The following is a 23714-nucleotide window of genomic DNA, read 5'->3' on the forward strand; positions in this document are numbered from 1 at the left end:
TAATGTGGTGGTTACAATGATGTTAACAAGATCACAAAAATGAAATACAACATTGGCAATATTACGCTGCTATCATCCATGACATTCTTTCAATTTTTTACCCAGGGAACATGGAGCATGACCCTTGGGCTGGTATTAGAAAATAATCACATGGCAAGCAATATTAAAACAGCTTTCTTTTTACTAGGAGTTGCAACTATAGTATCCCCTTTGGCTGTCGGCTATATCTCAGACAAGATCACATCGCCGAAAGTCATATTAGCAGTTCTGTACTTATTGAATGGGCTAAATTTTATATTATTATATATTTCATTTAATTATGGCAATATTAATATTGTTATGGGGATTGTTTTTCTTACAGGAATATTATTCTATCCTACGATATCTTTGGTTAACTCAATAACATTTCAAAATATAAGTAATGAAAAACTGTTTCCTATTATAAGATCATTTGGAACCCTAGGATTCATCTTCTCTGGATTTGTCATCGGATATTATGAAATTGAAGATAACCATATTCTGTATTTGGTTGCATCTTTTTTATCAGTATTAATGGCACTCATGTCTATAAGTGGTAATCTAAAATTAAATGTGAGAAGAAAAAATGTCAAGGAGGGATTTATTTTAGGTTTAAGCAGCGTATGGTACTCGATTAAAAAAGGAAACTCGGTCGTGATAATAATATGTGCCTTGTTGCTTATGATTTCACAGGTCTCCTATAGTGCATATATACCTATTTATCTTAGACATCTAGGCTTTAAAAGTCCAACAAGCATAATGCAATTGGCTGTAATTTCGGAACTTTTTTTAATTATTTCCTTGTCGTTATTTCTTGATAAATTTAAATTAAAAAATATTATAATTTTTGGTGCCATTGCCTACTTCATGAGGAATATATTAATTGTTAGTGCTGAGGTTTATGATTTTACTGTGTTGATAGTTGTTGCTCTTATCATTCAGGGTTTTTCTTGGGTGTTCTTTTTTATAGCACTTGATATATTGTTGAAAAATATCTCATCTGATAAAAATAATCATCAAATGCAAGGTTTTAAGATTTTTTTTATTAATGGCATTGGTTACTCATTCGCTTCCTTAGTTTGTGGTATGGCATATAATAATTGGGTGGGAGTTGATGTGACTGAAGGTTGGGTTTATTTTTGGAGCATTCCCATGGTTACGTCAATTTTTGCACTTGGTATATTAATATTTACCGTAAAACATAAAGGTTAGTTTACTATTAAGCGATTTTCTTGATGGCCCAACTTAATTAGCAGAGAAACCTGATTGATGCGATGACCATACGTGACGTCAAAAAACACAAGATTGAAGTTAACTTTAAGCTAACGGTAAGGAAAAGGACGACCCTGGACGAACTGTATGGCTCGTTGCGTGCTATGCAACACGTGTGCTTCGTCGCATTGGAGCATTAGCGGGTTTGAGCGGATCAAAAATGCCGGGTAGCTTAGCCGACCCGGCATTTTTTTCCTGGCGGTTGAACAATCAGGCTTTAACCGTGACGCTCATGCCTTTGTAGCTGACCTTCTGGCCATCAACGATCTTGCAGCGCTTACGCGTTTCGACCTGACCGTTTACTTTGACCTGCCCTTCGGCGATCACTTCTTTCGCGGCACCGCCGCTGTCACACCAGCCCTGGAACTTCAGCAGATCGCACAGTTCGACATGAGGGTGACCTTCCAGATTGAAAATTTCCATACTGCCTTAACTTAGTTAGGTTGAACGTCGTGAAATTCCTCGCAGGCTTGCAAGGTATTTTGGATCAGTGTAGCAACGGTCATGGGGCCGACGCCACCTGGAACCGGAGTAATGAAGGCCGCACGTTCGCTTGCGGCTTCGAAGTCTACGTCGCCGACTACTTTACCACTTTCCAAGCGGTTGATGCCGACATCGATCACGATCGCACCCGGTTTGATCCAATCTCCTGGGATAAACCCAGGTTTGCCCACGGCAACGATCAGCAGATCGGCATTCTCGACGTGGTGGCGCAGGTTTTTGGTAAAGCGGTGCGTGACGGTGGTGGTACAGCCAGCCAGCAGCAGCTCCATACTCATCGGGCGGCCAACGATGTTGGAGGCACCCACCACCACGGCGTTCAGGCCATAGGTATCAATGTTGTAGCGTTCCAGCAGGGTGACAATGCCGCGTGGGGTACAAGGGCGCAGTTTAGGCGCGCGCTGGCACAGGCGGCCGACGTTGTAAGGATGGAAACCGTCCACGTCTTTATCCGGGCTGATGCGCTCCAGCACCTTCACGTTATCAATGCCTGCAGGCAAAGGGAGCTGTACCAGAATGCCGTCAATTTCTTTATCGGCGTTTAATTTGTCGATCAGCGCCAGCAGTTCAGGCTCGGTGGTAGAGGCTGGCAGATCGTAAGAGCGGGAGATAAAGCCCACTTCCTCACAGGCCTTGCGCTTGCTGGCGACATAAATCTGCGAAGCCGGATTCTCACCAACCAGTACCACCGCCAGGCCCGGCGCACGCTTGCCGGCCGCCAGACGTTGTTTCACTTGCTCAGCTACTTCGTTTCTAACCTGCTGCGCAATCGTTTTGCCATCAATAATCTTTGCTGCCATCAGTGAGGAAATCCATCATTTAAGAAAAGCGGGGGATGGCGCTATTTTGGCAGAAGAGAGGCGCGCTGTCAGGCTTTCGATCGGGTTAATGCAGAGAATAAGCACACGATTGCGTAGCGGTTTATACATTTTTTACACCAACGGAATGATCCTCTACGCTTTTTTTACCTCCAGTCTTTTAGGCTTAACCCATCGCCCCTGGCGTTTGGGGCCTATGGAGGCAGGATCATGAAGACGATTACTCGGCTCTATCCATTGCATCAACCTGGTGGAAATCCAGCAGATGAGCAGCGGCATATTGGTGAAACGGTGTTTGATTCTTCCCTACATCCGGCGCAGGTGGCGTTGTTGCAGGCGTTACATCGGCTTTGTAAGCCGAAGGAGGGCCGTCCTTCCTGGAGCCAACGTATGGCGCAGTGGTACAAAAGGGGCCGTCAATGATGCGTTGTGTTCCTTTAGTGCTGGTATTGCTGCTTGCTACGCCGCTTTGTCAGGCATCGATGAATACCTTGGTAGCCAGTGAGTTGCCTAGGGCAATGCTGGCGCAGACCTGTAATGTGCTGAACGTTCCGCAGGCCGATTGGGGGGATATCAACGCCGTGGTGCGATCGGCTCGTGCCTGTATGTCGCAAAAAGCAGGGCAAAGGCCAAACCCACGCCCATTGGCACCAGCGGCTGAACCACAAGGGGGTGATGAGGCGGTATTATGGCAGGGGATTAGCGTAGCCAGATCATCGCGTTAGGGTGACTTACCATAGCTTTTGTGTGCGAAAAATCGCCATAAAACACCGCTGCCGCCGTCACATCGTCAAAAGGCATTGACTCGATAACCTCTGACCGTATAATCCAACTCCGCAACCTCGGTTGCCGCATCCGTATTTCAATGCGCCCTTAGCTCAGTTGGATAGAGCAACGGCCTTCTAAGCCGTAGGTCACAGGTTCGAGCCCTGTAGGGCGTACCATTTCGAAGTAAATAGACGTCAACCGACGTCTTTTTTTATTCCTAAAATTCAGTGATTTGGCTGATTTTAGCGCGTCGAAACTCTCTCAGAGTCTATCTACACCCACCAGCATCAAGTAGTATCTGTTGGTATATGTGATGGTACAACCCCGTTCAATGAAATCCTGTACCAACAGCCAGCAACGGAGGGCCTCAAATGGCGTTAACCGATGTAAAGGTAAGAAGTGCAAAGCCCACAGATAAGCCTTACAAGCTTACCGATGGCGAAGGAATGCATTTAATGGTTCATCCCAATGGATCTAAATACTGGCGCTTGCAGTACCGCTTCGACGGTAAACAAAAGATGCTGGCGTTGGGTATCTATCCTGAGATTTCGTTATCTGAAGCCAGGCAGCGGAGAGATGAAGCTAAGCGGCAAGTCGCTAACGCTATCGACCCCAGTGAACAGAAAAAGGTTGAGAAACAAGCTCGTAAAGCGACAGTGGAAAATACCTTCAAAGCGATCGCTCTGGAATGGCATGAGTACAAACGTCCAAACTGGTCGAAGGGTTACGCTGAAGACATTATGGAAGCGTTTGAAAACGATATCTTCCCTGATATAGGTAAGCGCCCAGTTGCAGAGATCAAGCCTCTGGAGATCCTCAGTTCACTTCGTAAACTCGAAAAACGTGGTGTCCTCGATAAGCTTCGCAAAATCCGCCAAGCCTGTAACCAAGTCTTTCGCTATGCAATTGTCACCGGTCGGGCTGAAACTAACCCTGCCTCAGAGCTGGCAAGTGCGTTAACCCCGCCAAAATCTGTGCACTACCCTCATCTGTTAGCGGATGAACTTCCTGCCTTCTTAGAGGCTCTCGCCGCTTATTCGGGTAGCCCAATAACTCGGCTAGCAACAAAAATTCTGATGTTAACGGGAGTTCGTACTATTGAACTTCGCATGGCTGAATGGAAAGAGTTTGATTTCGACAAGCGAGTTTGGGAAGTACCGGTTGAAAGGATGAAGATGCGCCGTCCTCACCTTGTACCACTATCTGATCAAGTTGTGGCAGCACTGCGAGAGATCCAGGCAGTGACGGGCCGTTATAACCTTGTATTTCCTGGGCGTAACGACATCACCAAGCCAATGAGCGAAGCGAGTATCAATCAGGTACTAAAAAGGATTGGGTATCACGGGAAGGCGACAGGTCATGGCTTCAGGCACACGATGAGTACTATCTTGCATGAACAAGGCTATAACACGGCGTGGATTGAGTTACAGCTGGCTCATGTGGATAAGAATACCATTCGTGGCACATACAACCATGCGCAGTACTTGGAGCAGCGTAGGGAGATGTTGCAGTGGTATGGGGAATATGTGGATGGGTTGGCGGCTAGGGGAATCGCAGTAAATATTCGTAAAAAGGCATAAATTTTCTGCAGCTGCAGGATGAGCATCTATCGCTATAAGCAATGCTGTAGCTCGACGTAAATTGGGTCACAGCTTGCACATGTGGATTAAAACGCGGTTCGTGGGGCTTACAACCATGCACAGTATCTGGAAGGGAGGCGAGAAATGATGCAGTGGTATAGTGATTACATAGCTAGCTTGTCTGAACATAGCACACTACTGGTGTTTTATTCAAAAAAACAGTATGAATAATAATTCCAGTGAATAAACACAAGGTTTTGATGTCGGTGACAAATGGAGCATAACAATCATGAAAGTACAGGAAGCCAAATTTTCATCTAAAGAATTTCTAAAGCGTCGTCGCCCTGAAAAATTTTCTGATTCAACGATTCGAGAGACAGGGTCTTTAGATAGAGTTGTACTTGAGCATTTTCTTTCTACTCTAAATACAAGAAATCAAGAATTACAATTCGAAGATTTTGCTAAAAGAATATGTGAGAAAATAATTTGCCCTAATCTCCTTGAACAGACAGGTCCTGTAGCTGGGGGGGATGGTAAAACTGACACACAAACATTCCCTGTTTCGGAACAAAATAAGCTTCTTTGGTTAGAAGGTGTTAATGAAACATCAAATAAAGAACGCTGGGCCTTTGCGGTAAGTACACGCAAAGACTGGAAGAAAAAATGTCATGAAGATGTGCTTAAAATAAAAGAAACAGCTCGTGGTTATAAAAAAATATTTTGCGTAACAAATCAATCGGCTAAGTCAAATATTCGTTCAGAGGTTGAAGATACCTTAAAAGCACAAACAGGAATAGATGTCCGTATATTAGATATTAATTGGATACTAGATCAAATCTACAAAAATCATTTCGAGCAATTGGTCATTGATACATTATCGGTTCCAACACAATATAATAGAGAGGTTATTTTTGGAGAAAATGATTATAAGAAGCAAAAAAAATATGAAGAACTAACCGAGTATATTAGAGGGAAAATAAACCCTGCTGGAATTTCATATGAGCAAGTGGACTTTTTCTTAGAAGTTGCAGAGTTAAGCGCTGAGCTTGAAAAAGCGATAATTGAAACACAAGGTCTATTTGAAAGAGCTATAAAAATCTCAAAAAAATTTGGTACAAACCAACAATTGCTGGATGCGTATTATCAATACGCTTGGAAGGCCCATTTTTGGATGGAAGATTTTAACCTTTTCGAAGAAAATCTTCAATTAGCGTATGAATGTATAGCATCATCAACTAACTCCTCAAAATGGGAGAAAGTTTTAAACTTAGTAACAGTCCATAAAAGTTATATTAGACTTAACAACGCAACATCTACAATCGACATTGAGAATATCGAACGTAATATGCTCGCTAAACTAGATGAGATAGCTGACGATGAATCTCGTCCCAGTAATGCACTTACAGCGAGAACTCACAAAGCCATTTATAAAATGACAACGTTTTCAGATGTAGAAGATGCTTCGGTTGTATTTGAAGAGTTACATGAAATTTTTAAAAGTAGTGGAAATTTAATAGGCTATCCTTTTGAGAAAAACTTCCAACTTTTGAACGAACTAGATGACATTTTTTTCGAGGTTGATGCATATGAGAATTTATTAGACTATATGACTGAGCAATCCACTCTTAGAGGCGGTGAAGTTAAAGGGGCATTATTAAATCTACGAAGAGGCATAAAGAGAATTCAAAATGGTCACCCTTATCAGGCAATCAAGTATTTAGGAAAAACTTTTATTCCACTCTATAAAGAGGAATCACGAGATAAATTTATATTAGCATTAAAAGCAATAGCTTATGCTTACGAATCCATTGGGTTGCTATGGAGTTCACGTTCATGCTTGCTTCTATCCGCTTCTTTGATTACAGATAACTACTGGAAGTATGATGAGATATCATTAAAGCAGGTTGAGATTTATTATAGTTTATGCCTAACGGAAATAAAAATAGGAAAATTAGCACATGCCATTTTATGGTATGAATTGTTTTTAATAATTAACCAGAATATCAGTGATAGCTCGTTCGGTGATAAAGAAAATCAGCAAATTGATTTTTACATAAGCCAACTTATTTTGAACACTGATCTAAAGGAAATAAATCTACAGAGTAATATTCCTGATGAACTGGATAGATTAGGACTTTTCGTATCATCGGGATGTCTTAAATATGCTTTAGGTTATATTGAAGATTTTGAGCGTGAGTACGATGTTATTGCAGATTATGATAATAATGATTTTTTGCAAAAAATACGTGACTTTGATGCAGGATTTAATAGTCAAGGCATAAAAGATAACCATGGCAAACGAGGAGTATATACATCTTTTATTTTTGGATGCACCATAGAAATCAACTTTCCGAATCGGTCACCATTTATAGAGTTTTCAACTAATGTCTTATCACTTTTAGAGAGTGCTTTTGCAACTTGTGCGATTGATAACATCCATCTAAAAGAAGCATTTTTAATTATTGAAGTAATAGCAGATGACGAAGATGACTTATCCTTATCACATGAAATAAATAGCAATAGTGGAAAACTAAATCTTACAATAAATTGTTCTGGTTTTGATGCAAGTGATTTTATAATTGATGCTCAACGAAAAATCACCAATGAATTCAAGAAAATAGTATTTGATCTTGTCCCTGAATTATTTTTTATAAAAAATACAGAATACATTGAAAAAATGATATTCGAAGATGCTGCATTCGACAGAGCAATTAGTTTCGGTGCCTGTATCAAAGCTATTGAAAATGTTCTTGGAAATGATATTGATCAACAAATTAAGAAAATTCATTCCACAAGTGCTGAAAAGAAAACTTACCCTCTTCTAAGAGATAAATCCTGGGATAGTGAATTTCCGAAAGTGTTGGAGATCGAGGATATAAATGATCCAACATTTGGAAAAGGAAGAATGCCTGAAGAGGAACTTAATTCCGAAAATATAACACATAAAGATTATTCCATACAAAGTCTAATCAAACCTCGTCTGTGGGATAGGACACGCTGGAAAGGGGTGGGCTTCGTTCAATTCAAAGCATGTCACCCAGGATTATATCTATTATTTAAAGACTCCGGTGTGGGTGAAGATATTTTTAAAGATCTTATATCATCTGTAGGCTTATCAGATAATAAATCCAGATTACGTGTTTGTATCGTCAAAGGTATCTCAGTTAAAAAACCAGCTCATTATAGAGTACTGATATCTGAGAATATGAAGAATGCTCCAATGACTAAAAGAATGACGATGATCAGCCGAATTAACACGATGACTCCCGATAACAATGTCAACCTTGATAGATTCCTTGCTGCTTATCATTCCTGCGGAAAATTTTATCTCGGATGTGATGCAATGTTAAAGAATATTACTACTGATTCTCCACGAAAAGACAGTCTAGGAATAGAAATGAGTACGTTAGATGTTAGGTGGGCATGGGAAATCGGCTTGAATGATGTTGATTGTATTGGTATCAATTTAGATGACGATGATCCATATATTCCAGATGATGTGGCTGATGCTCCATTATTAGAGTTGATAAATGCCAAATAGTATTATGCTATGAGGAACACCGCCTCTTTAATGGGGCGGGTTCAAAACAGTTCTTTGAAAATCACTTAGAAAACATGTATTAACTTAGAGCTGATCTGACAGTTTTCGGTTGGTTATGACAATATCTTTCAAATTCCATCTGGCTTAAATGCTTCTCAGTTCAGAAGCATTTTAATAATGACAATAATTAATCTTAATTGTTGTATATAACACAGCAATCTCTGACGGGTTATTTCCTTACTCAACAATACATTCAAGTCCGTGATGTGATCGAGAAGACCAGCTCCGAAGGAAATCTTTGGATAACAACATCGTCCTTGGTCGACCGGAATACTACCTTGTCGCGGCTCTAACCTTCTGAATGTCTAGATATTAATCGAATGTATTACAAGGGTTCTGTGAACCACTGCTTTGCTTTATTGGGATAATACAAGGTGCTATTTGTAATGCCCGTGTATGGCCCTACGCTGCCAGCATTCGTGTACAAAACGGTCGCTGCGAGTAAGAAGCGGGCATTTCTTAATCAAGAGAATTGATGCATCATGCTGGCATGTACTTTTTCAAGTCACATATTCTATATGCCATCCTTTAAGTACCAGCGCATCACGCAAAGTCTGCGAAACTCGGCTTTCGTTCGCTGCAAGACATAACAATTTCGCTGGTCGAGACATTGCTACGTAAAGGTTGCGCATTTGCGCCTGTTGAGTTTTAGGAAGCTTTGAAATTTTTTTTGCCGCTGTTCCTGCAATATACTCTAGCCCCAGTGCAACATCGAACTTACGACTGAACCCACCGTAGGATTCAAGGATTAAAGATGCGGCGTGAGTTTCGCCTTTCATCCCTGCAACCGTACCGAGTCCAATGTCGAGGCTTCTCCCCTGAAAACTAATTTCACATCTCGCCGAGGCAGAAGTGTTTAGTCTCCCCCTCTCGCCTGCGTCTTCGAAAGTGCTCAGTCCCTTAAATATTTCAAGGCTTATCTCTTCGGGAAGGTATGGCTTAAGTTGCGTGTAGAGCAGTTCTGTCAGTGCATCTCGCTGACCATCTGTACAAAGTTCCTCTCCGTACAATGCAAGCTGCCGTGTTAACTTATCAATTGTTCCAGTGGGTGTAACAGCCTTCGCAGCTCGTGAAAGCGCTCGTGCATCACGAATGTCTTGCGCCCACGATGCCCCAGATGCACGCAGAATAATCAATAACGCTCTGCGAACGTCTGAAACTCTTGAACTCAAAGATGTTTCTTTCAAAGCCCCTTTACTGTCACCGATGAGACTCCAGAAACTTTCTGAGCGTATTCCTGCACTAAGCTTGTCTCCGCCATAGGTTGGACAGTAATCAAGGAGATGACGACCTGCGTCAACGTTGCTCTCACCGGTTTTGCGAGCGCTCATCGCCTTAACTTCGCGCAAACCGATGTTGTCCTCACTCAGTCTGTCGATAACAATTCGACCAAAGTGTTCGACCACTTTGATAGCACTCTCCGTTTTGTACAGTAATAGAACTGGGGCATTAGAATTTTCGCCCTCACCAACAACAGCCTCGCCACTGACACGGACACACCCTACAGCATCGGAAATTGATTTACCGAACCGTTTGCTGGTGCTTATACATCCATACCCAGCCCGTGGGAATGTGAGTAATTCAGCTTGTTCTTCATCAGAGAGAATCTTCTGATCGATATCCCCAAAACGCTGCATCACTGACCGGCCATCGAAAATACGATTTAACAAGGACTCTTGCTCCCAGGAGGTATCCTGCATTTCGTCGATGAACACCATCGGGAAGCGACGATGGACAACATCAAGAAGCCTCGGGCAGGTCTGAAGCGCAAGGTCAGCAAATGCAAACATGTCACGATGCCGAAAAACACCTTGACACGCCAGCATGTTTTTTAGTTCTATCAATGAATTGTATGATTTGGTGTGCGATGCGGGTAGGCTGCCGCTTTCAACATGCACTCCAAGCTCTGCCGTGCGATAGAAGAGCGTAGTAGCAATACCTTCACCATTCATCTGTTTCTCCAGATAAAAGCGAAGGCTTGAAAATTTCCTCGTCAGAAGTAGGGAGCGAGCTTTGTCCGCGAACACCTGATCATCAATGACATCAATCTTCATTCCTAGGCTACGTAGTAAGGGCATTGCAAAGAAATGATTGACGAAGCTATGGATAGTACCAATGAAATGGGGGTAGCTCAGAAGCTGGGTTCCTTCAACTGTTCCCGCCAGGCGATGTGCAATCTCATCGCGAGCAACGTTAGTGTGACTTAGAACACATATGCCTCGGCGTGCATGAGGCCATTTCCTAGCCAGCAACAAAAGTTTTGCTGCAAGCAGCGATGTCTTCCCACTTCCGGGTACTGCATTAAAATCACGCGATCCGTTTTCAAGTAGGGCAGAACGACGTTCAGCATCGTCAAAGTTCAGGTCTCTGGCTAGCGTCGTCAGTTCGACTAAGTCGTCTGGAGAGAGATGGACAGCACTCATTTATGATCTCCTAGATACCGTTTGTTGCCGCGTTAGCCGGAACGGTAGAGCTTGCCGACATGGCTGTTGTTACTGCCGCCGTAGTTGCACCAGTCGATATGGCAGCTCCGGTAACAGCCCCCGTCAGCGCAGAGGATTTGGATTTTAGCTCTATCGTCAGGTGTGATAGTGCAGTTTGCACGTATGGAGGTAGTTTATTGAACAGTTCGTCATTCGTGCCATACGCGCCTGTAGAAACCAGCTCAGCTGCATACTGAGCAGCTATGGCTTTCGAAGCTTTTTTCTCTTGAAGAGGCTGATAAATAATTGCAGCGAGAGCTTCATCGGAGTGACCCGCAGCCTCCAGCGCTAACCAGTTCGTTTCTTCCGCTGCAAGTGTCTCAACTTCGTCGCTTTCTTCTAACCTTTCATCACGTGACTTAGCCTTTACGGCAAGAGAAATGGCGAGATACATCAGCTTAGCGCAACCGTAGTGGGCAAGATCATATTCGAGTGTCCACCTATCAGATACGCAGACGATCGTGTTACCGCCTTCCGCACGGTCCTTTTTGCTTTGCACTACTTGCTTCATTTCATCAGCGTCATAATCCGAATCGAAGCGCTTACCCTTAGCGGGTTTTGAGACGTAGCTTTTTGCTACGTCAGGCACAATGTCCCGGTCTGTCAGGCATACGACCGGTATTGGGATATCCGGGCCGGTACCTTCTCGCTGGAGAATGCGGGCGTAATGGTAAAGCCCGGTATTTCCAACGTTAACAAGTGATACACCGTGCTTTGAGAATGAGCGACCACACATCTCTGCAATAGCTGGTAGCAAGATTGCTTCAGCAGGCCCTTCCACCATCATGACACCGCGTGCAAAAAATAGATTCGCTTTGGTTGCATCGATAAAACGGCGAAGGAAAGAGTAGTCGGTACGCTTTAGTTTCGTTTTGCCGACAGCTAAAGGGAAGGTCTGTGCCTTGTGCACCAGTGTTATATCTTCAATGCGTGCAGTTGATACCAAAGAAGGGCTGTGCGTCGTCATAATAACCTGAACCCGCTTATGCGCCTGATCATCGTTAGAGTGCTCTTTCAGGAGATCCATCACGCGCTCTTGCAACTGAGGGTGGAGATGCGCCTCTGGTTCCTCAACGAGAAGGAGGCCCAGTTCTTCGCCATCTCGCAGCAGCACCAGTTCAGTAGCCATAAACAATGCATTGTTATACCCAAGACCGCGAGCGCAACGAGCGTCAGGAGCAATGTGTGCTCCGGGAAGCAGCGACAGCTCGAATTTCTCTAGAATAGGTGTAAGCGCTAGATTGGGTGTGATACGGATGCGCGACTGAATTGCATCTCCGGAAAATGCAAATTGGCTTAAGTAGTTGTCATTGATGTCCTTCTCTACACTTTTGATAACTTGATGTTGACCAAGGTGGTGCTGAGTGAACGCCATCAGGCCGACTAGTTGTGTAGGAATGTTAGTTGGCATTGTCTGATCGAAGTCGTTTACTTCTTGGCCAGCAATAAGATTATGGGCTCCAAGAATCTGGGATAGACGTGATTGGCGCCCTGAGCTTAACTCCGCCTCAGCATCGCGTAGGGGCCTTAAGTAAGTTGCCCGCACCAGCTCTCTTACCGCGTAACCCACTTCTGGCCCACTGCCATTTACTCCAGTTCGCACAATTGTTTCAACACGTGAACGCTTAGTTGCCTGGGGGGGGGGGAATCGTGCCTCAAGATGCAGAATAAGGGAACAAGTTCCGTCTTCACCAAGTGTCAACCATTCAAGGACTGAAGCTTCCTGATCGGTACTTAGCCCACACAGAGTGGCTTCGATACAAAGGGTATTAGAACGAATCGCGCCGTGAATGTGAAAATCTTGCTCGAAGAGACGGATGTTCTCATAACTGGTCGTCAGCAGCACCTGGCGGATAGCATCAACGATACAGGTCTTTCCTGCATCATTTTCTCCTACAAGGATGTTTAGCCCCGGATTGAGCTCCCAGTCGAGTGCAGGTGCGGATGCACTATCTCCAAAGGCACGATAGTTGCGTGCGCTGATGTGCTTCAGATACATGTTCTCTCCTTAGTAGAAATTTCACATTTGATGCATCGTAGATGAAACGGAATGACGATATTACGTTCTAAATTTATGTTGGTTAAAGTGTCGGGAAACGGACTTTGACGCGAGGTATTCCCAGCATATTGCCTTCCAGTGCCGCATAGCGGAGGTCGTCTTTTGCTTCATCTGATAGGCGAATGATGCCATCAAGAATAAGCAGGTGGCCTGAATCCAGCAGCGTATGCAAATCCGCAGCAAGGCAGATTCCGTTTTCCACGCTCGCATTACCCCCGCTAGCGTGACTAACGATATGGGCGGCCTCGAGAGCGAGCCGTGTACCGGTAATAGCACACTGGTTTTCCCAGTTTGATATCACTGCACGTCTGAAACGTCCCTGTGCGGGGCGGATCTCAGCTCGAGTGTACTTTCTTTCAAAACCAGAAAAATGCGGCACCGATAACAGTTCACGCTCTAACTCGCTTTTATATAGCGCATAAAGCTCGCCATTATCCATCTCGTCAAGCTCATCGTCGCGCCAGCCAGCATTCAACAACTTTCTGCGCGCGGCGTTGTAGTCACGGACGGATTTATCCGACAGGTCGCCCCGACGCTCCAGCACAACGCTATGATCTCCGCGCCGGACAGACTTTGTTCTGTCACCGACCTGCATCGCCTCCCCGCCGGATTCAGCAATAAGGTCGGCACGCCACGCGGCATGAAAAATGTTCTCGCCCACGTATTTGTTCGCTGACGCTGCGCTGCTGAAACATTCGCCATCTACGTATACCCAATATCGCCTTTTTTTCATCCGCTCGGCTTGTTCCGGCGTGTAACGCTGCGTCATAAACACGATCCTCTTTGACTACATATTTGCGACTTCGGTCTGTATATCGAAATGTGCCTTGTTGTTCCCGTCAGAGTATCAAATACCTCAAGGGAGTGATGCTCTTACTTATTGGCCTGATGTCATTGAGTGATGTGTCGTAATGGGGGAGCTGTTACGTTTGAAGTCAACTGTTCAGAAAAATAACAGCGTTGATCGAATGGTTATTGATCTGTATATTCAACCATGCTGGGTATTAAGCCAGTATCCATCCGCAATGGCCTTTTAATCAAAGAGATGCAGGTCAGACTACCCAAACCACTTCTTAGAAGGATAAGTACATGGCTAGATGCACAGCACCAATAAATGGGCACCGTACAGCGAGCGGAGCTGCAGCTTGCCCCGCATGCAGTAGCCGTTACGCAGGCTATCGCTCGTACTCCTCATATTCGGCTCCTTCCTATCCCTCTTCAGGGAATGGTGTCAGTGGATCTGGTAGCGGCGGCGGATCTAGTAGCAGCAGTAAACCACGCTGGTCACGAACTGGCTCATCCGCGGTGTACACACCTGCCGAGGTGAGAACGCTCACACCAGTCCGAGAAAACGTCGAGAAACGAGCAGCCGTACCTGATCTTCGAGATGTCTTTCTTTGCCATGCATGGGATGACCGCAAAGGAGCAGCCAAAGAACTGCATGACGAGCTAGAATCTCGCGGTGTGTCGGTTTGGTTCAGTGAAAAGGATGTCCTCCTCGGAGCAACATTGCTACGCGAAATAGATAAGGGCCTAGTGAAGTCGCGAGTAGGAATTGTGCTGGTGACCCCTGCGTTGTTGAAGCGTCTTGCAGGAGAAGGCATTGCAGACAAAGAGCTTTCGGCACTCCTGGCTCGTGATCTGCTCGTTCCTATTGTACACGACACAAGTTATGAAGCTCTCCGCGAAGTCAGCCCCTTACTCGGCTCGCGAAGTGGATTAAATACCGCAGAAGATACAATGGCAAATATTGCTGAAAAACTCTCCGAGCTGGTAACGCTCTAACAACTAACCCAAAGTTGTTCACATCATTCATCTATTTAACGGGCAGGTTTTTCTGTCCGTTAAATTCATTCACATCGGCACTGCGACTCACCACAAAGCCTTGCATTCAGAATAGTAATAAACTATCTGATACAGGCGGTTAGCGCCATTTTTTTAGGTTTACCATGTGAGATAAGATTTATTGCGGGTTGTAACGTACCGCTGCAAGCATTTCCATGTAAAGCGTAGCCCTCACACCTGAGCAGCCTCCCCAGATAACTGACGTGCTGCAGCATCAGGAGAAACACCTGATTTCACTTTAAACATATAAGGATTACGGGGGGATTGCTGAATGTAGTGGCATAACTATCTGTATTGCTATAGAAGTATTGCTATAGAAAGGAGGTTAGATGCAACAAATGGGGTTTCGACATAACGCCACGTGGAAAGGTTTTATGCGTTAATCAGTAGTACGTAAAGTTCACATATTCATCCATCAAATGGGTTAACTCTGCGTTTTCTTCCTGACGCTGCAACAGCCAAAAGCAGAACTCTTCGTCATTCATTTTTTTAAGGTTCTCCAGCCAGTCATCAAGAGGCGCTCCGAGCATACGGTCATACCAGAAAAGCCAAACAAGCTTATGGCGATACTCCACGTTATTGAACTGCTGAAGCAGGCTTATCAGTTTATTGGCAAGTGAGCGTTGTTTGAGTCTGACGCATTCGCTAAGCAATACGCCTTCTAGGCCCCCGTGAGTAAAAAGTAGCTGCCCGTTAGTCTCCAGGCTAAGACGTAAATCATTTTGAATACTCAACGGCTCTGGTTTGGTTTTGTTATAGATCATTCGGTACAGGCACTGTGGCACGATCCCAGGTACAGGGCCGGTATCTGGGAAGTAAAGTGTGGACAGCGTAAGGTAATGGCTGGGATAAATATTCTGATGGCATATTCCATGCTTGACAGTCAGTTTGGTCAAGTCAGTAAGCCAGCTTTGGTAAGTTTTGAGTAAAAAATCATAGCGAGCGATTGTATCTTGCATGGGGGAATTATCCGTATGTGCTGTGTTCAAACTAGCGTCATACTGCGCTTTGGGGAGATGACGCTGATGGTTTTCAGAAAGGTGATTACTGACGAGACTGGCTGATACGCTCCTGCAACCAGGACTCTATTTCGCTTTGTAGCCAGCGGGAACTGCGCCCCAACTTGATGGGTTTCGGAAAGACACCATCTTTGATGAGCCGGTATATCCACTTATTGCTGACGCCTAACAGACGGGTAATGAAAGCCATATCGACAAATTGGTCTTCAAATAAGGAAGGTTTGATGGTCATGATTGAGTTCTCCGGTAGCATTTGGGTTAGCCGGAGTCGTGGTTGATGATTACTCATGCCAGCTCCAACATACCAACCGGTGAATCTGTAAAAAGTCAGTGAAGGTTGTTCAGCGTATGCGTGGTCTACCTCGCTTGCTTTTTACCGGTATCACGCTTTTACCCGCGATGATGCCATTTTCCTTTTGCTCACATTTAGCCAGATAGCTAATGACATAACGCAGATTATCGATCTCGTCTGTATCAAAATGTCGGATAATCTTGCCAATTTTGATTTTGTAAATATCTTTGTAGACACAAAGGTAATGATATCCATCATTATCTGTTATTTGTTTCCAAATATCCCCCATAGCTCGGGACACAGGATAATGACAGTTCTGAAATTGCCCATTCAGATAGCAAACAAAATGGGCATGCAGTCCTTTTCTCTTCGTGTACTCTATCACCCAGTAATAGCCCACAATCGGAAAGGATTTTTCGAACTCTTTAATCAATATTTGGACTTCGTTATACATTGAATGTTTGCAGGCATGCCCAAAGCTTGCTGAGTTCTTTTTATAGGCAAAGTCGATCCTGAAAGGTAGTAATTTTGCAAAGCGCTGGAACATCGCCTCCATATGCGTATTGATATCAGTTAGCAATAGACTATCCATTTCATACTTTGGGTTGGCGTTAAATGGTCTTTTCATTTTTCTTCCTCAGTAGTGATTCAAAGGAAGATGTAGTCCTGTAATTTTTACTTGGATAAGTCGATAGGTTTATCCAGTACATGCTTATCATCTTTAACGTATACGGGAGGGGATAGGTATATGTACTTCTTTTAATAATATTAATTAACCTTAATTCCCTATCATGGCTGCTTACAGCATAACCCCCTTTTCTGAGGCGATAATCGAGGATGATGGAAAATCACGCTCGACGGAGGATACGAACTGGCAACAAGATCATAGACCGAATATGCCATCAAAAAAGTAATAGTACCGCAGTTTTGTTCTTACTAACTTTTGAGTCACCCTGAATTTGTGGATATGACTGTCTTATCCTTGAACTGTTCCACGCCCTGATAGATGTTCCTGTCGCTAAATTTTTGTAATAGAATCACCACTCAGATACCAATGCATCCAGTGATTGCGTAACATTAGACCATGATTACGTCAAATTTTTTCACTTGAAATAAATGTGAAATGCCTGTAAAACAAAATGATATGTAACTTAAAATTACTGTAAATCACTAAGTGATTTTATTGGTGTGGGAGATTGAAAATGGTTCGGGTAGTTCGTAATGATGGTGAGATGATAAAAATCCTGGAAAATGCACTACAGCGATACAATATTAATTGCCCATCACATGCAGGTGATAAGAATTATCGTACCTATCTCGAACGTGTCAGAAAACACTGCCAGTCTCTTGGTCATAATGAGCAGGATTTAGACAATTTCTTTGCTGAGGTGGAAAGCTATCAATCATTTTCCTTCCCTACGGAAGTTGATCTTGGATGGTTTAAAAGTGATGCTCGTGCGAGCCTGTGGTTGGCATGTGAATTATATTCTAAAACGCAAGGAATGACGTTGGGAACGGGGATTCTTGATATTTTGTCTCCAGATTCTTTACCGCCCGATCATCTTGTCAGGATACAGAATATCAGAAAGGTAATTCACAGCTGGCCACTTAGTATAACACCTAAGGAGTTTATGAAATCTAAAGCAATAGAATGGGCTAAATTAATTGAGCATGAAAATATTTTTAGTGATTTTCACTCTCAAGAAAATGATGTTTATGGTTGGTTAAAAGGTTATCTAGAGAAGCATATTCCATCTTCAGGTATGCGTGTTTGTGGTAATACTAGAGACGAAACTCTTGCATGGTGCTACGCCCTATACTTCGAATGGAAAAAGAAAAACTCAGAGTCACCTGATACTGTAAGTTTATTTAAAATTAAATTCAAAAGTGCATGGGCGACACAAAAAAATAGATTGAAAAACAAAGTAACTAAAAAACTAAAGCCACTTAATATCTACATTTCTGAAGATACTCATCTAATGTTAAGGACTTTGGCTTTGGACGGATGCATATCGAACGACAAGGTAGTTGAACATGCAATTAAGGTTGCATACAAAAATAAAATCGCAAAGAAATAATAATATTCAAAAAAAATTCAGACAGATATTATCTCTGTGAATCACCCCCGAAACCATTCAGGCTCGAGGGTTTTGTTTTTCTGTCTGAGGTCGTTTCATGAAAAAATCAGAAAGTTTGCAGGCTATCGAAAAGCCGCTGGCGTCACTCCCCCATGCCATCAGCAAGCATATTCTTGACCATATTCAAAAGCTCACTCACTACGAACCTGTCATAGGTATCATGGGAAAAACAGGTGCAGGAAAATCGTCGCTCTACAATGCGCTTTTCCAGGGTGAGGTCACGCCCGTCAGTGATGTCCAAGCCTGCACCCGTGACGTACTGCGATTGCGGCTGAGCAGTGGTGAGCATAGCCTGATACTGGTAGACCTACCCGGTGTAGGCGAGAGTGAGCAACGGGATAGCGAATATGAATCTCTGTATCGCCGTATCCTCCCTGAGCTGGATTTAATCCTGTGGGTTATCAAAGCCGATGATCGTGCTTTCTCCGTCGATGAACGTTTCTACAGGCGAGTGATGACGGGCTACCAACAGCGAATACTGTTTGTCATTAACCAGGTCGACAAAATCGAACCTTGCCATGAATGGAACGCCACCAGCAATACGCCATCACCGCACCAGTTGGCTAATATCGAGTCCAAGCTGGACTCCATTCGCCAGCTGTTTTCACCGAGCCATCCAGTGTGCGCTGTTTCAGCAAGGACAGAATGGAATCTACCGTCAATGGTCGAAACCATGATGCGTTGCCTGCCTGACCGTGCCACCAGCCCTCTGGCGACGCAACTGCACGGGAGGTTATGCAGTGAACCGGTAAAAAAGCAGGCGCGTGAGGGTTTTGGTCATGCGGTTGGAGAAGTGTTTGATTCTGCGGAAGTGGCATCATTTATTCCCGCACCACTAAAAGCGATCATTCGTACCGTCCGCGAGGCCGTGGTATCCGTTGCCCGTGCCGTCTGGGACTGGATTTTCTTCTGAGCTGGCACACCTGCCGTTATCTTAGGGACATACCCTGTCCGTTATGACGTTTTATAAGCTATCGAATTTGGTATGTTTTCTCTCTAAGCCCCGTCACAGTTGAGTTCGGCAACAGTAAAAAATACGTCTTCTTGTGTCCATTCCCTGTCCCTGCCCCTCGTTAAAATAACTGTTTTATTTTCAGCTAATTATCTCACTGGAGAACCTGTCTCATGACTCAGGCTGAACGCCGTCATGACCGGCTTGCCGTCAGGCTGTCGTTAATTATCAGCCGTCTGGTTGCGGGTGAAACGCTGGATTTGCGAACGTTGGCAACTGAATTTGGCGTGTCGGTTCGTACCCTGCGCCGGGACTTTCGGGAAAGGCTGATGTATCTGGATCTAGAGTATCGCAAGGGTCAGTGTCGCTTGCTGTCCGGCGGCCGCCAGAGAGAGCTGGCTGTGATGACATTTGCCCGCCAGTCGGGCGTTGAAGCACTGTTTCCTGGTATGGATAATCATCTGGTCGCTTCACTGTTGAGCGGTCCTGGTGAGTCTCCCTGCCTTATCTGGCAGGGAGTGGCCCAAGCGTCATCCCCAGACTTGGGCGTGTTCACACGACTGGTGAGCGCAGTATCGGAACACCGGAAGGTGACGCTACTGGGAAGCGGTTGTCGCTGCACAGACCTTGCTCCCTATCGCTTGGTTCTGCGTGAGGGCGAGTGGTATCTGACGGGTGAGCATCAGGCCCGGATTGCCGTTTTTCCCCTGACCGATATTCGGGCGGTCACGCTCCACAACGGCAGCTTCGCCCCGGATATAGTGATGCGCGACATCCTCTCTCACCCGGATTTTCTTCAGGCTTTACCCCACTTTCGCTTTTTCCATTCATTGCTTGTCGCAACTGACGGCGGGCTTATACCTCAGAAGGAATAATCACAATGAAATTGCTTACCACTACAGTGCTGGCCGCCAGTTTTTGCTTTGGTGTTGTGTTTCCGGCTGACGCTGGAAACACTGTCGGCACAGTCAAAGCCTGGCAATACATGCAGGCTGACGGCTGGAAATCCGCCGATGGTATGGATGACAATAAGCTGCACAACATGCTCTATCAAGCCAGCGTGATTGATAACTACCCGTGGACGAAACAGTTTCTGCTGCGCGTCCGTGGCGGCGGTGCAATTTTCCTGGCTGACAAGAAAGCTCACACCATCCGTCAGCTGAAATTGAATCCACTTAGCGGTAATTACAACGATATTGAAACGGTCTACCAGGGAGAGAATAACGGAAATGGATGTTATTTCGCCATTATTGATAACAAATTCTGGGCAAGAGACGAGGCCGAGCAGAATGTTCTCTATGGCTATCCTCGCGTCGAGAATGTGGAAAACGAGCTGGCTAAAATCAGGCAGCAATTCAGCCCACAGGTAGTTATGGTCATGCCGGATAACTGTGTGAATAAACAACAGCAGGCCGTTCTGACTGCTAAACGTTCGGAAGAAGATCGAAAGCTCCAGCAATGGGTGGCACAGCAAAGTCTCGCTGAATTATGTCGCCGCACAGGAAACTGCTGATCTCTTCTCAATACCACTAAAGGCAAAGAACGATGGAAAAGGATTATCAGAAGGTTATTGCGATACCTACTCTCATGACTGCAAGGGTATGGACAAAGCCTATTTACCGCAAAATCGCGCCACCCATGAGCCAATTTGTTAAAGCCTTACCTGTCATCGCCGGTTTAATGCTGTGCCACCTGTCATCCGCTTATGCTGACGAACAACGCTATATCAGTATCCGCAACACGGATACGGTCTGGGTGCCAGGCAATGTTTGCGTCTACCAGTTCCGTCTAGATAACGGCGGCAGTGGCGAGGGCTTCGGCCCGCTGATCCTTTCCCTGCGTCTGAAAGACAAAAGTGGCAACACACTGGCGATGGGGAATATGGAGGTAGCCGCGTTTGGTGACAGTGATGCCATGCGGTCTCAGGAAGCATCACTGGAAAACGAATGCGTGGAAAACGTCAGCTCAGTAGAAATCATGAAGGCAACAGAAGAACATAACGGTTATCAGATTGACCTGCCGCTGTCTATATTCGATCCACAATATTACCAGCCACTGCCGGTATCGGTTGCCGGGAATAAGGCATCATAACTGGCTTATCTTTGCATCTGCCAAACCTTAACTTAACAAAATCCCCTCACTACACATCAGGCCATGCCTCCTTCGGGAAGCATGGCCTTTTCATTTTTAATCTCTGAATAAGGAACTAACCATGACCCGATTAGCATCTCGCTTTGGATCGGTGAACCTCGTTCGCCGCGATCGCCCATTAACCCGTGATGAACTGGCGCATTACGTACCGAGTGTATTTAGTGAAGAAAAGCATGAATCACGTAGCGACCGGTACACCTACATCCCGACCATCACCCTGCTCGATAACCTGAAGCGTGAAGGCTTCCAGCCGTTCTTTGCCTGTCAGACCCGTGTGCGGGACCAGAGCAAGCGTGAACACACCAAACACATGCTGCGCCTGCGCCGCGAAGGCCAAATCACCGGCAAGCAAGTGCCAGAAATTATTCTGCTTAACAGCCATGACGGCTCCAGCTCATACCAGATGCTGCCGGGGCTATTTAGATCGGTTTGTCAAAATGGACTGATTTGCGGTGAGAGTTTTGGTGAGGTGCGCGTGCCGCATAAAGGCAATGTGGTGGAGAAAGTCATTGAAGGGGCTTACGAAATACTGGGGATATTTGACCGAGTGGAAGAGAAGCGCGATGCCATGCAGTCACTGCTGTTACCGCCACCGGCCCAACTGGCAATGGCAAAAGCGGCATTAACCTATCGCTTTGGTGAAGAGCATCAGCCGGTGACGGAATCACAGATCCTTTCCCCGCGCCGCTGGCAGGACGAAAACAATGATCTGTGGACCACTTACCAGCGTATTCAGGAAAACCTGATTAAAGGCGGGCTGTCGGGGAGAACGACCAAAGGCAAACGTGCCCACACCCGTGCAGTAAAAGGTATCGACGGTGATGTGAAGCTTAACCGCGCTCTGTGGGTTATGGCCGAAAATATGCTGCAGCTTGCTTCATGAATCTTTTACTCTCATTCCCTTCAAGCCCTGTCGATAAATCGGCGGGGCTTTGTGTTTTAAGGAACTGATATGTCTGCACTTCATCTATCCGAGGTATTCCCGGCAAACGAGCAGCGCGTTATCCGGCGAGCCCTGCGCCTGCTGGAGAAATATCAGCGCCAGCCGGGTGAACAGTTTACTGCCGCCAGCGTTGCTAAAAGCTGGGTGCAATTACAGTTGGCTCGCCAAGAGCGGGAGGTATTTCTCGTGATGTACCTTGATAACCAACATTGCCTGCTGGGGCACGAAGCGTTGTTTACGGGCTCCATCAGCCATACCGAAGTACATCCCCGTGAGCTGGTGAAAGCGGCTCTGCGCCACAACGCCGCTGCAGTAATTCTGGCGCACAACCATCCGTCAGGTACGACAGAAATCAGCCAGCAGGACAAACATGTTACTCAGCGGATCGTAAAAGCGTTGGCACTGGTCGAAGTGCGAGTGCTGGATCATCTTGTGGTTGGGAATGAAGTGGTTTCTTTTGCTGAGCAGGGTTTGCTTTAAACGGAGGTTTTCATGCCATTAACACTACCTCATGAATGGGGGTTACAAAGCGATATCACCCCGCGATTTGGCGCAAGATTGGTTCAGGAAGGTAACCGGCTGCATTACCTGGCTGACAGGGCTGGGTTGACGGGGAGCTTTAACCCTAAGCAATTACAGAAACTGGATCAGGCTTTCCCGTTGTTTATAGATCTGCTGCAAGCAATGCTGCATTCCGGTGAGCTAAATCCACACCATCAACATCAGGTGACCATTCAGCTTGCGGGTTTAACCTGCATAGCTGATACCCGTGGTAGCTGCGGCTACGTTTACATTTCTATTTATCCAACCCAGTAACACCTTCTCTCTTCTTCTATTATCAGGACTCAACTCATGCACATTTCATTTGTACCGGCCACGGTGCCGGTTGCGTCGCGCTTGTCACCCGTGCAAGTCTGGCAGCAACTGTTAACGTATCTGCTAGAGCACCATTACGGCCTGACACTCAACGACACGCCATTCCACGACGATACGGCCATTCAACAGCATATCGAAGCGGGGATCACCCTAGCCGATGCAGTGAATTTTCTGGTGGAACGCTATGAACTGGTTCGCACTGACCGCAAAGGGTTTACATCGCAGGAGCAGACACCATTTCTGACCGCCACCGATATTCTCAGAGCAAGGCGTGCTACCGGGCTGATGAATACGTAAATTTTTCGAGTCTCATTCCTGATTTTTACCTCCGCACTTTCCACTCTTTTTATTCATCGCATAATGCGCCTGCCACTCCCGGCAGGCGTGTTTGCTTTTAT

23 protein-coding genes and 1 tRNA gene are annotated in these 23714 nt (G+C 45.3%); 16 read left to right on the forward strand and 8 right to left on the reverse strand.

Annotated features, from left to right (window positions below; genetic code table 11):
- Window positions 1-39: 39 nt before the first annotated feature.
- Entirely contained in the window at window positions 40-1230 is a 1191-nt protein-coding gene (locus WN53_RS14785) for an MFS transporter (protein ID WP_046808091.1), read from the forward strand.
- A gap of 270 nt (window positions 1231-1500) precedes the next feature.
- Here WN53_RS14785 and ybcJ read toward each other — a convergent pair whose 3' ends face one another.
- On the reverse strand, window positions 1501-1713 hold the full coding sequence (gene ybcJ / locus WN53_RS14790) for a ribosome-associated protein YbcJ (RefSeq protein WP_021805410.1): 213 nt from the start codon (window positions 1711-1713) through the stop codon (window positions 1501-1503).
- An 11-nt stretch (window positions 1714-1724) separates the two neighbouring features.
- Complete coding sequence (gene folD, locus WN53_RS14795) at window positions 1725-2591, reverse strand: bifunctional methylenetetrahydrofolate dehydrogenase/methenyltetrahydrofolate cyclohydrolase FolD (RefSeq protein ID WP_021805409.1); 867 nt, start codon at window positions 2589-2591, stop codon at window positions 1725-1727.
- 228 nt (window positions 2592-2819) lie between these two features.
- On the opposite strand from folD, the gene WN53_RS14800 reads away from it, so the two are divergent.
- The 5 genes from WN53_RS14800 to WN53_RS14820 all read left to right on the forward strand — a co-directional run bounded on the left by WN53_RS14800 (window position 2820) and on the right by WN53_RS14820 (window position 8498).
- Window positions 2820-3032, forward strand: a complete 213-nt coding sequence (locus WN53_RS14800) for a hypothetical protein (RefSeq protein WP_024484781.1) — start codon at window positions 2820-2822, stop codon at window positions 3030-3032.
- The gene (locus tag WN53_RS14805; RefSeq protein ID WP_051346293.1) at window positions 3029-3334 is read left to right on the forward strand and encodes a hypothetical protein; all 306 of its coding nucleotides are present in this window, start codon (window positions 3029-3031) and stop codon (window positions 3332-3334) included. Before WN53_RS14800 ends, WN53_RS14805 begins: the two co-directional genes overlap by 4 nt.
- Before the next feature lie 142 nt (window positions 3335-3476).
- Window positions 3477-3553: transfer RNA gene (locus WN53_RS14810), tRNA-Arg, on the forward strand.
- Window positions 3554-3748: 195 nt separating this feature from the next.
- The gene (locus WN53_RS14815; protein ID WP_024484783.1) at window positions 3749-4957 is read left to right on the forward strand and encodes a tyrosine-type recombinase/integrase; all 1209 of its coding nucleotides are present in this window, start codon (window positions 3749-3751) and stop codon (window positions 4955-4957) included.
- 289 nt (window positions 4958-5246) lie between these two features.
- Window positions 5247-8498, forward strand: coding sequence for a hypothetical protein (locus WN53_RS14820; protein WP_024484784.1), 3252 nt, complete (start codon window positions 5247-5249; stop codon window positions 8496-8498).
- A 560-nt stretch (window positions 8499-9058) separates the two neighbouring features.
- On the opposite strand, the gene WN53_RS14825 is transcribed toward WN53_RS14820, so the two are convergent.
- From WN53_RS14825 to WN53_RS14835, 3 genes are all read right to left on the reverse strand, one after another.
- A complete protein-coding gene (locus WN53_RS14825) occupies window positions 9059-10981 on the reverse strand; it encodes a UvrD-helicase domain-containing protein (protein ID WP_046808092.1) in 1923 nt (640 codons plus the stop codon).
- 10 nt (window positions 10982-10991) lie between these two features.
- Window positions 10992-13040: an ATP-dependent nuclease gene (locus WN53_RS14830; protein WP_024484785.1), complete on the reverse strand. Its 2049-nt coding sequence runs from the start codon at window positions 13038-13040 to the stop codon at window positions 10992-10994.
- A gap of 82 nt (window positions 13041-13122) precedes the next feature.
- On the reverse strand, window positions 13123-13869 hold the full coding sequence (locus tag WN53_RS14835) for an HNH endonuclease (protein WP_024484786.1): 747 nt from the start codon (window positions 13867-13869) through the stop codon (window positions 13123-13125).
- 536 nt (window positions 13870-14405) lie between these two features.
- Here WN53_RS14835 and WN53_RS14840 point away from each other — a divergent pair.
- Window positions 14406-14885, forward strand: coding sequence for a toll/interleukin-1 receptor domain-containing protein (locus WN53_RS14840; RefSeq protein WP_261464898.1), 480 nt, complete (start codon window positions 14406-14408; stop codon window positions 14883-14885).
- Between the two features lie 443 nt (window positions 14886-15328).
- Here WN53_RS14840 and WN53_RS14845 read toward each other — a convergent pair whose 3' ends face one another.
- The 3 genes from WN53_RS14845 to WN53_RS14855 form a co-directional block, all read right to left on the reverse strand.
- Window positions 15329-15904 carry a hypothetical protein gene (locus WN53_RS14845; protein WP_024484788.1) on the reverse strand — a complete coding sequence of 192 codons (576 nt, stop codon included), beginning with the start codon at window positions 15902-15904 and terminating at the stop codon, window positions 15329-15331.
- A gap of 85 nt (window positions 15905-15989) precedes the next feature.
- Window positions 15990-16196, reverse strand: coding sequence for a helix-turn-helix transcriptional regulator (locus WN53_RS14850; protein WP_024484789.1), 207 nt, complete (start codon window positions 16194-16196; stop codon window positions 15990-15992).
- Window positions 16197-16305: 109 nt separating this feature from the next.
- A complete protein-coding gene (locus WN53_RS14855; RefSeq protein WP_046808093.1) occupies window positions 16306-16884 on the reverse strand; it encodes a rolling circle replication-associated protein in 579 nt (192 codons plus the stop codon).
- 604 nt (window positions 16885-17488) lie between these two features.
- On the opposite strand from WN53_RS14855, the gene WN53_RS14860 reads away from it, so the two are divergent.
- From WN53_RS14860 to WN53_RS14900, 9 genes are all read left to right on the forward strand, one after another.
- Window positions 17489-18334, forward strand: a complete 846-nt coding sequence (locus tag WN53_RS14860; RefSeq protein WP_158645283.1) for a hypothetical protein — start codon at window positions 17489-17491, stop codon at window positions 18332-18334.
- 97 nt (window positions 18335-18431) lie between these two features.
- Window positions 18432-19307 (forward strand): GTPase family protein, encoded by an 876-nt coding sequence (locus tag WN53_RS14865; protein WP_046808094.1) that lies wholly within the window; start codon window positions 18432-18434, stop codon window positions 19305-19307.
- 212 nt (window positions 19308-19519) lie between these two features.
- Entirely contained in the window at window positions 19520-20221 is a 702-nt protein-coding gene (locus tag WN53_RS14870) for a WYL domain-containing protein (RefSeq protein ID WP_024484792.1), read from the forward strand.
- 5 nt (window positions 20222-20226) lie between these two features.
- On the forward strand, window positions 20227-20859 hold the full coding sequence (locus tag WN53_RS14875) for a hypothetical protein (RefSeq protein ID WP_024484793.1): 633 nt from the start codon (window positions 20227-20229) through the stop codon (window positions 20857-20859).
- 125 nt (window positions 20860-20984) lie between these two features.
- Complete coding sequence (locus WN53_RS14880) at window positions 20985-21437, forward strand: IrmA family protein (protein WP_024484794.1); 453 nt, start codon at window positions 20985-20987, stop codon at window positions 21435-21437.
- Window positions 21438-21558: 121 nt separating this feature from the next.
- The gene (locus tag WN53_RS14885) at window positions 21559-22380 is read left to right on the forward strand and encodes a DUF932 domain-containing protein (RefSeq protein ID WP_024484795.1); all 822 of its coding nucleotides are present in this window, start codon (window positions 21559-21561) and stop codon (window positions 22378-22380) included.
- A 69-nt stretch (window positions 22381-22449) separates the two neighbouring features.
- Window positions 22450-22920: a RadC family protein gene (radC, locus tag WN53_RS14890; RefSeq protein ID WP_024484796.1), complete on the forward strand. Its 471-nt coding sequence runs from the start codon at window positions 22450-22452 to the stop codon at window positions 22918-22920.
- 12 nt (window positions 22921-22932) lie between these two features.
- Window positions 22933-23256: a type IV toxin-antitoxin system YeeU family antitoxin gene (locus WN53_RS14895; RefSeq protein WP_024484797.1), complete on the forward strand. Its 324-nt coding sequence runs from the start codon at window positions 22933-22935 to the stop codon at window positions 23254-23256.
- Window positions 23257-23292: 36 nt separating this feature from the next.
- Entirely contained in the window at window positions 23293-23613 is a 321-nt protein-coding gene (locus tag WN53_RS14900; RefSeq protein ID WP_024484798.1) for a TA system toxin CbtA family protein, read from the forward strand.
- Window positions 23614-23714: the final 101 nt, after the last annotated feature.

Source organism: Serratia fonticola, assembly GCF_001006005.1.
Classification (GTDB): domain Bacteria; phylum Pseudomonadota; class Gammaproteobacteria; order Enterobacterales; family Enterobacteriaceae; genus Chania; species Chania fonticola.

What these genes read in the sequence shown, in the direction of transcription:
- WN53_RS14895 (WP_024484797.1), top strand. Translation starts at nt 22,933, where the DNA reads ATGCCATTAACACTACCTCATGAATGGGGGTTACAAAGCGATATCACC.
- WN53_RS14855 (WP_046808093.1), bottom strand. Translation starts at nt 16,884, where the DNA reads ATGAAAAGACCATTTAACGCCAACCCAAAGTATGAAATGGATAGTCTA.
- radC (WP_024484796.1), top strand. Translation starts at nt 22,450, where the DNA reads ATGTCTGCACTTCATCTATCCGAGGTATTCCCGGCAAACGAGCAGCGC.
- WN53_RS14825 (WP_046808092.1), bottom strand. Translation starts at nt 10,981, where the DNA reads ATGAGTGCTGTCCATCTCTCTCCAGACGACTTAGTCGAACTGACGACG.
- WN53_RS14900 (WP_024484798.1), top strand. Translation starts at nt 23,293, where the DNA reads ATGCACATTTCATTTGTACCGGCCACGGTGCCGGTTGCGTCGCGCTTG.
- WN53_RS14845 (WP_024484788.1), bottom strand. Translation starts at nt 15,904, where the DNA reads ATGCAAGATACAATCGCTCGCTATGATTTTTTACTCAAAACTTACCAA.
- WN53_RS14835 (WP_024484786.1), bottom strand. Translation starts at nt 13,869, where the DNA reads ATGACGCAGCGTTACACGCCGGAACAAGCCGAGCGGATGAAAAAAAGG.
- WN53_RS14785 (WP_046808091.1), top strand. Translation starts at nt 40, where the DNA reads ATGAAATACAACATTGGCAATATTACGCTGCTATCATCCATGACATTC.
- WN53_RS14870 (WP_024484792.1), top strand. Translation starts at nt 19,520, where the DNA reads ATGACTCAGGCTGAACGCCGTCATGACCGGCTTGCCGTCAGGCTGTCG.
- WN53_RS14815 (WP_024484783.1), top strand. Translation starts at nt 3,749, where the DNA reads ATGGCGTTAACCGATGTAAAGGTAAGAAGTGCAAAGCCCACAGATAAG.
- WN53_RS14820 (WP_024484784.1), top strand. Translation starts at nt 5,247, where the DNA reads ATGAAAGTACAGGAAGCCAAATTTTCATCTAAAGAATTTCTAAAGCGT.
- WN53_RS14805 (WP_051346293.1), top strand. Translation starts at nt 3,029, where the DNA reads ATGATGCGTTGTGTTCCTTTAGTGCTGGTATTGCTGCTTGCTACGCCG.
- WN53_RS14865 (WP_046808094.1), top strand. Translation starts at nt 18,432, where the DNA reads ATGAAAAAATCAGAAAGTTTGCAGGCTATCGAAAAGCCGCTGGCGTCA.
- WN53_RS14830 (WP_024484785.1), bottom strand. Translation starts at nt 13,040, where the DNA reads ATGTATCTGAAGCACATCAGCGCACGCAACTATCGTGCCTTTGGAGAT.
- folD (WP_021805409.1), bottom strand. Translation starts at nt 2,591, where the DNA reads ATGGCAGCAAAGATTATTGATGGCAAAACGATTGCGCAGCAGGTTAGA.
- WN53_RS14875 (WP_024484793.1), top strand. Translation starts at nt 20,227, where the DNA reads ATGAAATTGCTTACCACTACAGTGCTGGCCGCCAGTTTTTGCTTTGGT.
- WN53_RS14885 (WP_024484795.1), top strand. Translation starts at nt 21,559, where the DNA reads ATGACCCGATTAGCATCTCGCTTTGGATCGGTGAACCTCGTTCGCCGC.
- WN53_RS14880 (WP_024484794.1), top strand. Translation starts at nt 20,985, where the DNA reads ATGAGCCAATTTGTTAAAGCCTTACCTGTCATCGCCGGTTTAATGCTG.
- WN53_RS14860 (WP_158645283.1), top strand. Translation starts at nt 17,489, where the DNA reads ATGATAAAAATCCTGGAAAATGCACTACAGCGATACAATATTAATTGC.
- WN53_RS14850 (WP_024484789.1), bottom strand. Translation starts at nt 16,196, where the DNA reads ATGACCATCAAACCTTCCTTATTTGAAGACCAATTTGTCGATATGGCT.
- ybcJ (WP_021805410.1), bottom strand. Translation starts at nt 1,713, where the DNA reads ATGGAAATTTTCAATCTGGAAGGTCACCCTCATGTCGAACTGTGCGAT.
- WN53_RS14800 (WP_024484781.1), top strand. Translation starts at nt 2,820, where the DNA reads ATGAAGACGATTACTCGGCTCTATCCATTGCATCAACCTGGTGGAAAT.